Here is a 12720-nt window from a genome sequence, read left to right on the forward strand (position 1 = left end):
GGGGCGGGGCCGGGCCAGTGCGTGGGACCAGTGCTTGGGGCCGGCGCTTCGGGTCAGGGCCGAGGGCCCTGGGCTACGTCAACTGCCCAGCGGCATCCGCCGGCCGTTCAGTTCCGCTGCGGGGGTAGTGAACAGCCCGACGGCGGCAGCGGCCAGGTCCTCCACGTCGGTGAAGCCCGGGAATTTGCGTTCCGGCGACTTCGCCCGCATGGCCGGGTCCACCAGCGCCTTCACCACAAAGATCACCGCGGCGCTGTGTTGTTCGGAACGGCTGTGTTGTTCGGGACGGCTGTGTTGTTCGGGCCGCATTGGCTGCTCCGCGGTTCCCGCCCCGGTACCCGTTGCGGCCCCCGACTGGTCGCGGCGGAAGCCGTCGGCGACGGCCAGCGTCCAGGCTTCGGCGGCGGCCTTGGCGGCGACGTAACTGGCCCCGCCCGCCGTCGGCTTGTCCACGGCGGTGGAGGAAACCATGGCGAAACGCCCTGCCTCCGAGGCCGCCAGGTCCGCGTAGAAGACCCGGGTGACGTTCCGCACCGTGGTGATGGCGCCGCGTTCCAGGAACTCCCAGTCCTCGTCGCTTTGGTCCGGAATGCCCTTGGCGCCGCGCCAGCCGCCCACCAGGTGGATGACGCCGTCGACGGCCGAGCCGGTGCCGTCCAGCCTGGCATGGACAATGCTGTGCAGCGCCCGCACCTCGGCGAGGTCGGCGAGGTCGCACACCAGGGGCGTGACGCCGTCGCCGGCTTCTGCAGCGGCGGCCTCGATCCGGTCCTTGTCCGAGCCGACAGTGAAGACGGTGTGCCCGGCGTGGCGCAGGGCGCGGGCGGCGGCGATCCCGGAAGGGCCGCTGCCGCCCGTGACCAGCACGTTCAGGGGACGTCCGGTACTCATCCGGCGTTCATGGCCGTGCTGCCAGCGCCCATGTCCGTTGTGCCGGTGATGCCGGCCGTGGATTCAATGACGGGACGCATCTTCTTCTCAAGTGCCTCGTAGAACATGGACAGCGGGAACTCGTCGTCGAGCACCTGGTCGGTGAGGCCGCGCGGCGGGCCGGCCAGGGGCAGCGCGTCCGGACCCTTGGCCCAGACGGAGGCCGGGTTGGGCGTGACCGTTCCGGAGATGAGCTCGTAGGCGGCCAGCCAGTGCGCCATCTTGGGGCGGTCGATCGAACGCCAGTACAGCTCCTCGATCCTGGCACCGAGTTCAACCACGACGTCGGCCACCTCGTCCCAGTCGATGCTGAGCTTGCTGTCAGTCCAGTGCAGGACGTGGTGCTGGTGCATCCACGCGAAGAGCAGCTGGCCGCCAAGCCCGTCGTAATTGCGGACGCGGCTGCCGGTGATGGCGAAGCGGAAGATCCGGTCGAAGATGACGGCGTACTGCACCAGCTTGGCGTGCCGGCGGGCCTCCGGGTCGGCTTCCTCGTCCTTTTCGATCTTCACGGATTCGCGGAATGCCGTGAGGTCGCAGCGGAGTTCCTCCAGCGAGTACAGGAAGAACGGCATGCGCTGCTTGATCATAAAGGGATCGAAGGGCAGGTCCCCGCGCATGTGGGTGCGGTCGTGGATGAGGTCCCACATCACGAAGGTTTCCTCGGCCAGTTCCTGGTCCTCAAGGAGCGCAGCGGCGTCCTCGGGGAGCTGCAGCGACGTGATGTCCGCGGCGGCGCGCAGGACGCGGCGGAAACGGGCGGCCTCGCGGTCGGCGAAGATGGCGCCCCACGTAAAGGTGGGGGTTTCGCGGACGGCCACGGTCTCCGGGAAAAGCACCGCGGAGTTGGTGTCGTAGCCCGGAGTGAAGTCCAGGAAGCGGATGGGCACAAAGAGCCTGTTGGAGTATTCGCCCGACTCCAGCCCCTCGATGAACTCGGGCCAGATGACCTCGATCAGCACGGCCTCGACCAGGCGGTTGCTGCTGCCATTCTGGGTGTACATCGGGAAGACCACGAGGTGCTGCAGGCCATTGACCCGGTGCTGCTGCGGCTGGAACGCCTGCAGGGAGTCGAGGAAGTCCGGCACGCCGAAGCCGCCGTCGGCCCAGCGACCGAAGTCCGCCACGAGCAGGGAGAGGTACTCGGCGTCGTGCGGCAGCGCCGGAGCGAGGGCTGAGATGGCAGCCGTGATAGTGCGGACATGACCGGCGGCCGCAGCATGATCGGCCGCCTCCGGGACGGAACCGTCCTTGACCTGGAGCTGCTGCAGGGCCGCGGCGGCGGCCTTGAGCTGCAGCCACTCCGGGGAGCTCGCGGAGATCGGGGCAGTGGTGGTGATAGCGGTGGTGGTCATCGTCAGCAGGCGCCTTTCTATGTGCTGGAAGCGTCGCTCTTCAGCGTCTTCTTCGAGCGTAGCAAGGAGTCAGGATCCCTAATGCAAAATATGCCCGAGCATAAGAAAGACTGTGGCTAACGTGCTGCGCAAGGCCCGCCAGCTCCAGTTGCCTGGTTGCTGGCGGGCCATTGCAGGAAACTCCTGCCGGGGAGGACTACTGTCCGGCGCCGCCGTCGTCCGTGACCAGCTTCAAGGAGACCGAATTGATGCAGTAGCGCTGGTCGGTGGGGGTGCCGTAGCCCTCCCCCTCGAACACGTGGCCGAGGTGGGAGTCGCAGGTGGCGCAGCGGACCTCGACGCGGTCCATGCCGAGGGTGCGGTCGTGGATGTACCGGACCGTGCCCTCGGCGAGCGGGGCCCAGAAGGAGGGCCAGCCGCAGTGCGAATCGAACTTCTCCTTGCTGGTGAACAGCTCGGTGCCGCATGCCCGGCACTGGTAGACGCCCGCGGTGTGGGTGTCCCAGTACTCTCCGGTGTACGGCCGCTCGGTCCCGGCCTGGCGCAGCACCCGGTACTCCTCGGGCGAGAGCTCCTGGCGCCACTGCGCGTCGGTCTTCTCCAAGGTCTTCTCCCCGGACGCCTGATCACCGGTCGCGGCCCCGGACTGTCCGGGCGCGCCGGCGGTGGAGCCCCCGGGCACGGCGACGGAAGGGGTCTTGGGCTTGTTGCTAAAGATGCTCATAGCCTGAATAACGCTCAGGAGTCCCCGATAAATCCCGATCCGGCGTACAGATGCAGCACCGGCAGGCCCAGCTTGTCCTGGGCCTTGGTGGCCCAGTCGGTGTGGAAGGTGTCCGCGACGGCGTGCGGGCGGGTGATCACCACGGCCTGCCCGGCGCCCAGTTCCCGGACTTTGGCGACCATGCTGTCGACGGCCTCGCCCTCGACGATTTCGCCGGTCACGCCGCTGCCGAGCCCGGCCAGTGCCGCGAGGGAGGCTGCCAGGGTCTCGGCCGCTTCAGCGCGTTCCCCGGCGGGATCGGGATGGGATGTCAGTTCGCGGAAGGCCTTGGAGATTTCCAGCAGGGACAGGTTCTCCAAAAAATCCACCAGCAGGTGCCGCTCCGTGCTGGCCGGAACCAGGACCACCAGCGGGGCGTCACCTCCGGCCAGCAGTCTTTCGATGTTGACACGGTCATCTGCGCCGAGGGGCTCTTCTGTCAAAATGACGATTGGTTCACTCATGACCCCAGCCTAGTCTCGCTCCGGGGTGCCCGCACGGATTGGCGCAGCCCGCTGCGCGGCGCCGCTGCAGGGCCGGCTGCCCTGCTGGCGCGCCGGACCGGTGGCCACCCGCCGCGCCGGGATGCCGTGTTGGGCGGGCAGTTCGGTAAGAATGGTGCCATGGCTTCATCCTCACCCCTCTTGCCAGGCCCGCAGCGGACTGCTGCTGTCCGCCGCAAGGCCGCCCGCGCCGTCGCGGGCCCCGCGCCTGACGTGTCCGTTCCGGGCTCCGCCAAGTGGGCCCTGGCCGGCGTGATCGGCGGCAGCGCGGCGGCCGGCGTGCTCGCCGCAGGCTCCTCCGCCCTTGCCCTGTATTTCGCCCGGCGCGTGATCACTCCCGCGCGCGTCCGGGAGGAGGACCAGGAAGTGCTCGCGGTGATCCGGCGCGACGGCGGTCTGCAGGTGATCCTCGCGGCAACGCCCGACGCCACCGTGGAGGGTGTCTACGGGCTGTTCTTCGACGGCGGCCGAGGCCACGCCCGCATCGGCCGGATTGTGTCCTATTCACCGGCAGAGCGGACGGTCCAGCGCGAAGTCGAAGCCGTCTACAGCGGCGACCTCAGCACGGCCCGCCGGGGTTACTGGAGCGGCGCCGCGTACCCCGACCCGGCCGGCATAGGCCTGCCCGCGGAGGACGTGGACATAGACGTCGACGGCGGGACCGCGCCGGCATGGCTGGTCCGGGCTCCGCAGGAGTCCGGCGTCTGGGCGATCATGGTGCACGGCCGCGGCGCGAGCCGGCAGGAGTGCCTGCGGGCGGTGCGGACCGCCCGGGAACTGGGCATGTCCAGCCTGCTGATCACGTACCGCAACGACGGGCTGGCGCCCTCCGCGCAGGACGGGCGCTACGGCCTGGGCTCCACGGAGTGGCGCGATGTCGAGGCGGCCATCACGTTCGCGCTGGCGAACGGGGCCCGTGAGGTGGTGCTGTTCGGCTGGTCCATGGGCGGCGCGATCTGCCTCCAGACCGCTGACCTGTCCCGCTACCACCCCCTGATCCGGGCCATGGTGCTGGACGCGCCGGTCATCAACTGGGTGAATGTGCTGGCCCACCACGCCGAGCTCAACCGGATCCCGTCGGCGGTGGGCAGGTACGGGCAGCTGATGATGAGCCACAAGCTGGGCCGCCGGCTGACCGGCCTCGCGGCTCCGGTGGACCTCAAGGCGATGGACTGGGTGTCCCGTGCGGTGGAACTGCGGACCCCCACGCTGATCATCCACAGTGTCGACGACGAATACGTGCCCTACGGCCCGTCTGCTGCCCTGGCCGAGAAGAACCCGGAGATGGTCACCTTCGAGACCTTTGACCGTGCCCGGCACACGAAGGAGTGGAACGTGGATCCGGAGCGCTGGGAGCGGCTGGTCACGGCGTGGCTGGGGCAGCAGCTCGCACCCCGGTCGAACCCCGGCCAGCACGATCCCCTGGCGGAGCCCAGTCCGGACGCGCAGCCCTATCCCGAGGCCCAGGCGCCGCCGAGTTGACACTTCGCGGCAGTGTTTCTCAAGAACATTGCCGCGTGCTGCACACTCGATGCGCCAGGTAGCCCCGTGGAGTCCCGTTCAGTCCCGTTCAGTCCCGGCCGGTGCCGATCCGTGCCGTGCGGGCCCCGGTGAGGCGGATGAGTTCTGTCGGGTCGAGTTCGATATCCAGGCCGCGCCGCCCGCCGGAGACCAGGATGGTGTCCAGGTCCAGGGCGCTGTTGTCGAGGACGGTGGGGGAGGGCTGCCGCTGGCCCAGCGGCGAGATGCCGCCCAGCACGTAGCCCGTGCGCCGTTCCGCCGCGGCCGGGTCGGCCATGGCCGCCTTCTTCCCGCCGAGTGCGGCCGCCATGGCCTTGAGGTCCAGGTTGCCGCTCACCGGGACGACGCCGACGGCGAGCCGGCCGTCGACGTCGACCATCAGTGTCTTGAACACCCGGGCCGGATCGATGCCCAGCACCTCCGCCGCTTCCAGCCCGTAGCTGGCGGCTGCCGGGTCGTGGCTGTAGGGGTGGACAGTGAAGGGAACCCCGGCGGCCGCCAGTGCGGCGGTGGCCGGGGTTCCCTGTGATGCCTGCTTGCGTGCCATGGGCTTCTCCGCTGGTTAGGGTGCCTGCGCGGGCGGTCCGGTCAGGACTGCTGTGGGAGGGCGGCGACCTTGCGCTTGATCCGGCCCAGCATCGCCGTCATCCCGCGCATCCGGAGCGGGGTGATGGCCCGGGTGAGGCCCAGCAGCTCCGGCATGTCATCGGGGACGGCAAGGATCTCGGCCGGGCTCAGCCCGTCGAGACCCTCGTGCAGCACCCCGGCGAAGCCGCGCGTGGTGGGTGCCTCGGGCGGGGCCTTGAAGAAGAGCCGCACGCTGTCCGCTGGGCCGCCGTCGGACTTTTCCGTCTCAATGGTGAGGAACAGCGGCGACTGGCATTCCACCACCTGCTCCATCAGCTCGGGGTGGTCCGCCAGGCGCTCCGGCGGGTCCGGGAGCTCGCGCGAGAACTCGAGCAGCAGCTGGAGCCGTTCGGGTTCGGTGACGGCCTGGAAGTCGTCAACAATTTGCGACAGGGCAGTGGGGAGTGCAGAAGTATTCATCGGTTCCAGCTTACGCCCGGCCTACCGGTGGGCAGGCGCCGTGCCGCGCTCGGTGCCCTTGGCGATGGGGACGCGGACCGCGTTGCCCCACTCGGTCCAGGAGCCGTCGTAATTTCGGACCGAGTCGAAGCCCAGCAGGTACTTCAGCGCGAACCACGTGTGGCTGGACCGCTCGCCGATCCGGCAATAAGCCACCACGTCGTCGCCTTCCGTGAGCCCGGCTTCGCCGAGGTACAGGGCCTCGAGCTCGGCGCGGCTCCGGTAGGTACCGTCCTCTGCTGCCGCGCGGGCCCAGGGGATGGACGCGGCGGTGGGGATGTGGCCGCCGCGCAGGGCGCCTTCCTCGGGGTAGGCGGGCATGTGGGTGCGCTGGCCGGTGTATTCCTCGGTGGAGCGGACGTCGATGAGCGGCTTGCCGAAGTGCGCCAGCACGTCTTCCTTGAAGGCGCGGATCGGGGCGTCGTTGCGCTCGACGACGGGGTACTCGCCGGGAGTGATGGCGGGCTTGTCGGTCGTCAGGGCGCGGCCTTCGGCGATCCACTTGTCCCGGCCGCCGTCGAGCAGCCGGACATCCTCGTGGCCGAACAGGGTGAACACCCAGAGGGCGTAGGCTGCCCACCAGTTGGACTTGTCGCCGTAGATGACCACGGTGCTGTCCCGGGAGATGCCCTTGGCGGCGGCGAGCGTGGCGAACGCCGCGCCGTCGACGTAGTCGCGCGTGACCTCGTCGTTCAGGTCCGTGTGCCAGTCGATCTTCACAGCGCCCGGAATGTGGCCGGTCTCGTACAGCAGCACGTCCTCGTCCGACTCCACCACCACGAGCTTGCCGTCCTGCAGCGCCCCGGACTCGATCGCGGCGGCCAGCCACTCGGTGGAGACCAGCCGTTCGGGGTGGGCGTAGGCGGCGAACTTCTCGTTCTGCTCAACGGGATAGGGCATTGGAGTGGCCTTTCACTGAAACGGTCAGGAGGCCGGGCCATCAAAAAGGAATCGAACGCGGCGCCGGGCTTCCTCCAACACTAGCCACGCCATGCCGGTATTGCTCCACTGCATTCACACTCGGAAATATGGCCTTCGTCACGTGGCGCCGTCCCGTTCCACGCCGCCACACGGGCAGTGCGCGCATTGCCGGTATTCTTTCTGGGGACAAGAGACCAGCAGAACGGACCACCTTGGTACAGATCGAACAGCTCGCCGCCCGCACCCCGGCAGTTTCAGTGGATGAACTCCTCAACGGTTTTTATCCCTCGCCGCGCTTCGGTGAGGTGTCGTTTTCCAGCTACCGGCCGGATCCTTCCCAGCCCAGCCAGGCTGCCGCCGTCAAGGCGCTGGAGGGTTTCGCCGCCAACGTGGGAGCGCGCGACGGCGACGGCCTCTTCAAGCGTCTCTTCGGCAAGAAGGACGAATCCCGGGCGGGGATCTACCTCGACGGCGGGTTCGGTGTCGGCAAGACCCACCTGCTCGCCTCACTCTGGCACGCAGCTCCCGGCCCCAAGGCCTTTGGCACCTTCGTGGAATACACCAACCTGGTGGGGGCACTGTCCTTCCGCAAAACGGTCGATGCCCTGAGCAACTACAAACTGGTCTGCATTGACGAGTTCGAGCTTGATGATCCGGGCGACACCGTGCTCATGTCCCGGCTGATGCGCGAACTGGCCGACGCCGGCGTCAAGCTCGCGGCCACGTCCAACACGTTGCCGGGTTCCCTGGGCGACGGCCGGTTTGCCGCCGTTGACTTCGCCCGCGAAATCCAGGTGCTGGCGGACCAGTTCGACGTCGTCCGCATCGACGGCGAGGACTTCCGCCACCGTGGACTGCCCGCCGCGCCGGAGCCGCTGCCCAACGAGCAGCTGACGCACCGGATGCAGACGGAGTTCCATGGCAAGACGGTGGCGCGCGATGAGTTCAGCACGCTGATCGACCACCTGGCGGGCGTCCACCCCAGCCGCTACCGCCAGTTGCTTGACGGAATTGAAGGAGTGGTCTGGAAGAACGTCCACACCATTTCCGAGCAGGCCGTCGCTCTGCGGTTCGTGGTGCTGGCGGACCGGCTCTACGACAAGGACGTCCCGATCCTTGCCAGCGGGGTGCCGTTCGACCAGCTGTTTACCGAGGAAATGATGACCGGCGGATATATGAAGAAGTACTTCCGCGCCGTTTCGAGGCTCACCGCCCTGGCCCGCGAAGGCCAGAACCACGAACCGTCCTAGGCCTCTAACCCCACCGCTCTAAAAGCAACGCGGGGTCACCTGCAGCCCGTCCTGATGTTCCGGACGGTCCGCAAGTGACCCCGCGTTTGTTCGTTAAACGCCGGAAGTGCCGGCGCCGCCTCTCGGCGGGACCGGCACTTCGCTGACAGATCTGGGTCAGAGGCCTGGCTGGCGGGGTTCCCCGGCAACGGGCGGCTGACCGGCGACGGGAGGCTGCTCTACAACCGGGTCCGAAGTGGGCCGGTTGTTCTGCTTGTCCACGAAGTCGGAAGCGCCGCGCTGCACAGCATCGATCTTGTCGGCGTGCTTTCCGCCGGTCTTGGAATCGACGAAATCACCCGCCTTTTCGATGCCGTCCTTGATGGCTTGTTCGTTGCCACCAATAACTTGCTGAGCCTTGCCCTTTAGATCGTCAAGTAAACCCACGGGCACCTCCCTTCGGTCGCGGAGCCAGATCGCTCCTAGCGATTTCTACCCTAGCGGGAGGTTGCGGGGGTGCCAAGGGTGTCCGCCCAGAGGGTAAAAGGCACCGGCCGGATGCAACAGGGCATAAGGTCCCCAGGTCGGGGCGATTGCCATTGATGTGGCCAGTCAGGTAATTCAATGCCCCCTGGATACGAAAAAAGCAGCTCCGGGGGAGCTGCTCTCTTGGTGGGCGATACTGGGATCGAACCAGTGACCTCTTCCGTGTCAGGGAAGCGCGCTACCGCTGCGCCAATCGCCCGCAACCGGAAGGATCCGGAGTGGAGTTGTAATGAAGAGAGCGGACGACGAGATTCGAACTCGCGACATCCACCTTGGCAAGGTGGTGCTCTACCAGCTGAGCTACGTCCGCATTTAGTCCATACCGGCCGGGCCGGTGGAACTGCATCAAGCAAGTTGCCTTGCTCTAGTGGGCGATACTGGGATCGAACCAGTGACCTCTTCCGTGTCAGGGAAGCGCGCTACCGCTGCGCCAATCGCCCCTTGCAACCGGTCGGAACCGGAAACCAGGGTTTTCACCGAGGTGGGTACGGGATTCGAACCCGTGTATACGGCTTTGCAGGCCGCTGCCTCGCCTCTCGGCCAACCCACCGTGTAGATAGGATTCCGAAGAACCTTACCGTGACAGTGTCCTGCGAGCGGACGACGAGATTCGAACTCGCGACATCCACCTTGGCAAGGTGGTGCTCTACCAGCTGAGCTACGTCCGCATTATTGTCAGCAATTCCGCGCCGCAATCGGCATTTCCTCGCGTTCCAACGAGTAAGAACTCTATAGGAGGTTCAGGGAACTTACAAATCGGGACGACGGCGGCGGGCCCCGGGGCCGCTGCATCCTTGAGTTCTAGGGGTTTTGACTAATTACAGCCCTGTAATTAGCTGGCGCTTTCGGGGCGGCGGAGCGTCCTGGGCGCATTGCTATGTGGGGTGGGTGTCGGTGCAAGCTGCGCGTTTCGCCGGGCTGACCGGGATCCTGGTGGTTCCACTACTCCGGTTCCGGATGACCGGATCGTGTTGGCTCGGCGCTCACCGTTACAGGTGCGGAGGGTGCGCCGGTAAAGGTCCAAGGCGGCGCTGGCGCCCCGATTTCTTTATTCCGCCAGGGTGGGCTAGCATTCAATGGCATTGGGGCGATTGGCGCAGTGGTAGCGCGCTTCGTTCACACCGAAGAGGTCACTGGTTCGAACCCAGTATCGCCCACCAATGAAATGGTCCGTTCCGCTCTCCAAGCGGGGCGGACCATTGTTGTTAGTGCAGCAGGAACGCTGCTTGCCTCACTGTCAGTGCCCCGTGAAAGAGTTTTGCCATGACCGCCCCACTTCTTGCCCACGCCACGGACTACGGCCGGATGTACGCCCGCTCCACCTCGGAGCAGTTCTCCGTGCCGTCCATCACCACCGTGATCGGCCAGCAGCCGCACGGCCTGGACGGCTGGTTTGGATACATGGGTGCGAACAGCCTCGCCCAGGACCCCACTTTGCCGGGGATTCTGGGCAGTCCGGCCAAGGTGCGCCAGGCAGTGAGCCGCGCGGCCAAGGCGGCAGAGTCCTACCGCGACGAGGCAGCACAGCGTGGGGACCGTGTGCACAACTACTGCGAGCAGGTTGCCCTGCGGGCCTTGGGGCGGCCGCATCAGATGAAGGAAACCCGCGAGGCCTTGGCCGCTAACGGAGAGGAAGCCTTCGCCGCCCGCTTCGACGAGTGGTGGGAACTCTTCCAGGTGGAGCCGCTCGCGCCGGAAATAACGGTCTGGAACAAGACTGTCGGCTACGCCGGGACTCTCGACTTGGTGGCCAAGATCAACGGCCGGACGTGCCTCATTGACTACAAGACGAAGGGCACCAGCCGCGACGGCACGGTCAAACCGCTGGATGACAAAGTGGTCATGCAGCTCGTGGCCGGCATGAAGGCCGAGGAGAGCCTGGTGGACCCGGTTGCAGGGGAATGGGAAGCCTGGCAACACGGCGATTCCCCGATCCTGCTGGCGGTTGCGATCGGCCAGACAGAAGTCCGCCCGCAGCGCGCCAACCCGAACGTCCTGAAGCATCACTGGTGGAAGTTCTGCGCCCTGCGGCGCGTCTGGGAAATGTCGGCCGACACCACGGCCGCCGGACCGGCGCTCCTCCCGCTGGCACCGCCGCCGCTCGCCCGCTGATATGTAGGTCGGGTTGTCAATAGGCAGAGATGAGCGGCTCCTGGGTTGTGGTTCCGGGGGCCGCTCATGGTGTGCCTCCGGGGTGTGGTGTGAGTGGTGGCGGGTCGTTGTCGACTGGCATGCGGATGTGGGGCGGGAAGATCCGGGAGGTGCGGCCGATGTCGAGGATCCGGCCGGTTCCGCCGAGAAGGACCGGGATGATGTCAGCGTCGCAGGCGATTTTCCGGACCGTGGAGGCGGTCACGGGCCCGGTGAAGAGCAGGGTCCCGGTCGCCGGGGCCGGATGACCGGACTGGTCCGCGTCACCGAGGCGGACCAGGAGGTCCTGGTAGTCGATGGTGACCATGACCTGGGGCCGGAGCCCTCCGGTCGCGGGCAGCCCTCCGGAGGCCAGCGCGGCTTTGCAGCCGCCGACGAGGCCGTCGAGGAGTCGTTGCGGACGGGTGCGGAGGTCGAGCGGGACACCGTCACCGGCGCTTTCGTCCGCGGCATCGGCTCCCGTGCCGGTGGCGCGGGGGTTGGTGCCGGTGTTCATGACGGTGACGAGGTGTTCGAACTGTTCGGGAGTCGCGAAGATCTCCAGGTGGTGCAGGCCGTGGCGGGGTTTGCGGATGAAGGCGCCTTGGAGTTGGCGGAGGAGTTCCTCGGACGGTTCGGCCCCGTCCTGATCGAGTGCGTCAACCCATTTTCGGGCCACCCGGGCCAGGAAGTCCGGGTCGTTTTCGGCTGCGATACGGGTCAGGGCGTGCTCCATCCGGTCCGCGGCCTCCGGAGCGCACGTATGCCGGACCCGGTCCAGGGCCAGGGTGATGATGGTCGCGGATCGGGAGCCGACTTCCCCGGACGCGACGGCGGCACCGAGTTCCCCGCGCACCGCAGGCAACGCCTCACCCGTGAACCCCTGCCGCGGCAACAGACTCTCGGACAGGGCCAGCCGGCGGCGGGCCTCCGCGGCGCTGATCCGCAACCGGCCCCGCAAGAACTCTGTGGTGTTCCGGTACCCGTCATCCACCACCGCAGCAGCCTCAACAGCCGTCGTCGTAGCGGCAGCGGTACCCGCCACGCCCGCCTCCACGGCACCCCGGGCCTTGCCCGCCGCCGGTGTCCCGTAGCTCGAATCGTCGCGCCAGCCGGCCGCTGTACCGGAAGCAGTATCCGTCATGACGGGTATCGGCGCGGTGCCGGTGTCGTCGCGCCAGCCGGTGGTCCACGAGGTATTGGCCTTCGCTGCGGCGGCTGCGGCCTGTTTCCTGGTCCGGTCCACGGCACCAGCCGCGGCGATCTGCAGGTACTCGATGTGCCGAGATGCCTCCTCCACCCGGCCGGCGATGTCAGACGCCTCCTGGAACCCCCACAACGCGGAGTCCCCGGCCGCCGTTGAAGACAAGTCCCGCAGCAACGCCAAGGCACTATCAAGGCGACCAGAACCGCCCGGAGCGTCCCCGCCGTCGAATCCCGCAACACGGTCCGCATCGGAGCCCCCGACCGGAACAATGTCCCTGCCCGGGTCCTCAACGGTGATGAAATCCTCGGTGGCTTTCATGGAACCATCCCACCAGAGACCACTGACATTCTTCGCGGCCCCGCGAACCGTCCCCGGGCTCCGACCCCAGCGACTCCAAAGGGCACGCCGCCCGCACCGGAGTCCCCAGCCGGAACCTTGCCCCGGCTTGGGCCCTCAACGGTGATGAAATCCCGGACGGCTTTCATGGACATAAATTACCAACGGGCTACGACAAAATAGCCCCGACCAT

General features: G+C 67.3%; 12 protein-coding genes and 6 tRNA genes. 4 read left to right on the forward strand and 14 right to left on the reverse strand.

Translation table 11 applies throughout. From position 1 onward, the window contains the following. Positions 1-78: 78 nt before the first annotated feature. The 4 genes from AR539_RS10385 to AR539_RS10400 all read right to left on the reverse strand — a co-directional run bounded on the left by AR539_RS10385 (position 79) and on the right by AR539_RS10400 (position 3512). Positions 79-891, reverse strand: a complete 813-nt coding sequence (locus AR539_RS10385) for an SDR family oxidoreductase (protein WP_066435832.1) — start codon at positions 889-891, stop codon at positions 79-81. Beyond that, positions 888-2285, reverse strand: a complete 1398-nt coding sequence (locus tag AR539_RS10390) for a DUF6421 family protein (RefSeq protein ID WP_066435833.1) — start codon at positions 2283-2285, stop codon at positions 888-890. The genes AR539_RS10385 and AR539_RS10390 overlap by 4 nt, the downstream gene beginning before the upstream one ends. Before the next feature lie 196 nt (positions 2286-2481). Further along, positions 2482-3009 carry a peptide-methionine (R)-S-oxide reductase MsrB gene (gene msrB / locus AR539_RS10395; RefSeq protein WP_231728563.1) on the reverse strand — a complete coding sequence of 176 codons (528 nt, stop codon included), beginning with the start codon at positions 3007-3009 and terminating at the stop codon, positions 2482-2484. A gap of 14 nt (positions 3010-3023) precedes the next feature. Next, on the reverse strand, positions 3024-3512 hold the full coding sequence (locus AR539_RS10400) for a hypothetical protein (RefSeq protein WP_066435836.1): 489 nt from the start codon (positions 3510-3512) through the stop codon (positions 3024-3026). 159 nt (positions 3513-3671) lie between these two features. Here AR539_RS10400 and AR539_RS10405 point away from each other — a divergent pair, with 159 nt between their 5' ends. Then, positions 3672-5033, forward strand: coding sequence for an alpha/beta hydrolase family protein (locus AR539_RS10405; RefSeq protein ID WP_082699294.1), 1362 nt, complete (start codon positions 3672-3674; stop codon positions 5031-5033). Between the two features lie 88 nt (positions 5034-5121). On the opposite strand, the gene ybaK is transcribed toward AR539_RS10405, so the two are convergent. Genes ybaK through AR539_RS10420 form a run of 3 tightly spaced genes read right to left on the reverse strand, consistent with a single transcriptional unit; the run spans position 5122 to position 7058 of the window. After that, positions 5122-5619: a Cys-tRNA(Pro) deacylase gene (gene ybaK, locus AR539_RS10410; protein ID WP_066435839.1), complete on the reverse strand. Its 498-nt coding sequence runs from the start codon at positions 5617-5619 to the stop codon at positions 5122-5124. Positions 5620-5660: 41 nt separating this feature from the next. Further along, positions 5661-6119 carry a SufE family protein gene (locus AR539_RS10415; RefSeq protein WP_066435841.1) on the reverse strand — a complete coding sequence of 153 codons (459 nt, stop codon included), beginning with the start codon at positions 6117-6119 and terminating at the stop codon, positions 5661-5663. 21 nt (positions 6120-6140) lie between these two features. Continuing rightward, positions 6141-7058, reverse strand: coding sequence for a sulfurtransferase (locus tag AR539_RS10420; protein ID WP_066435845.1), 918 nt, complete (start codon positions 7056-7058; stop codon positions 6141-6143). 233 nt (positions 7059-7291) lie between these two features. Here AR539_RS10420 and zapE point away from each other — a divergent pair, with 233 nt between their 5' ends. After that, positions 7292-8329 (forward strand): cell division protein ZapE, encoded by a 1038-nt coding sequence (zapE, locus tag AR539_RS10425; protein WP_066435847.1) that lies wholly within the window; start codon positions 7292-7294, stop codon positions 8327-8329. 156 nt (positions 8330-8485) lie between these two features. On the opposite strand, the gene AR539_RS10430 is transcribed toward zapE, so the two are convergent. The 6 genes from AR539_RS10430 to AR539_RS10455 all read right to left on the reverse strand — a co-directional run bounded on the left by AR539_RS10430 (position 8486) and on the right by AR539_RS10455 (position 9522). After that, positions 8486-8755: an antitoxin gene (locus tag AR539_RS10430; RefSeq protein WP_066435850.1), complete on the reverse strand. Its 270-nt coding sequence runs from the start codon at positions 8753-8755 to the stop codon at positions 8486-8488. A gap of 223 nt (positions 8756-8978) precedes the next feature. Next, a tRNA-Val gene (locus AR539_RS10435) sits at positions 8979-9053 on the reverse strand. A 38-nt stretch (positions 9054-9091) separates the two neighbouring features. Next, positions 9092-9164: transfer RNA gene (locus tag AR539_RS10440), tRNA-Gly, on the reverse strand. Between the two features lie 58 nt (positions 9165-9222). Continuing rightward, positions 9223-9294 (reverse strand) — tRNA-Val (locus AR539_RS10445). Between the two features lie 39 nt (positions 9295-9333). After that, positions 9334-9404: transfer RNA gene (locus AR539_RS10450), tRNA-Cys, on the reverse strand. 45 nt (positions 9405-9449) lie between these two features. Next, positions 9450-9522 (reverse strand) — tRNA-Gly (locus tag AR539_RS10455). A 417-nt stretch (positions 9523-9939) separates the two neighbouring features. Here AR539_RS10455 and AR539_RS10460 point away from each other — a divergent pair. Both AR539_RS10460 and AR539_RS10465 read left to right on the forward strand, forming a co-directional pair. Beyond that, positions 9940-10014, forward strand: a tRNA-Val gene (locus AR539_RS10460). A gap of 103 nt (positions 10015-10117) precedes the next feature. After that, on the forward strand, positions 10118-10966 hold the full coding sequence (locus AR539_RS10465) for a cytochrome (protein WP_066435854.1): 849 nt from the start codon (positions 10118-10120) through the stop codon (positions 10964-10966). 64 nt (positions 10967-11030) lie between these two features. On the opposite strand, the gene AR539_RS10470 is transcribed toward AR539_RS10465, so the two are convergent. Further along, entirely contained in the window at positions 11031-12509 is a 1479-nt protein-coding gene (locus AR539_RS10470; protein ID WP_066435856.1) for a DUF222 domain-containing protein, read from the reverse strand. Positions 12510-12720 lie beyond the last annotated feature (211 nt).

Origin of the sequence: Arthrobacter sp. EPSL27, from assembly GCF_001512305.1 — a bacterium.
Lineage (GTDB): Bacteria > Actinomycetota > Actinomycetes > Actinomycetales > Micrococcaceae > Arthrobacter.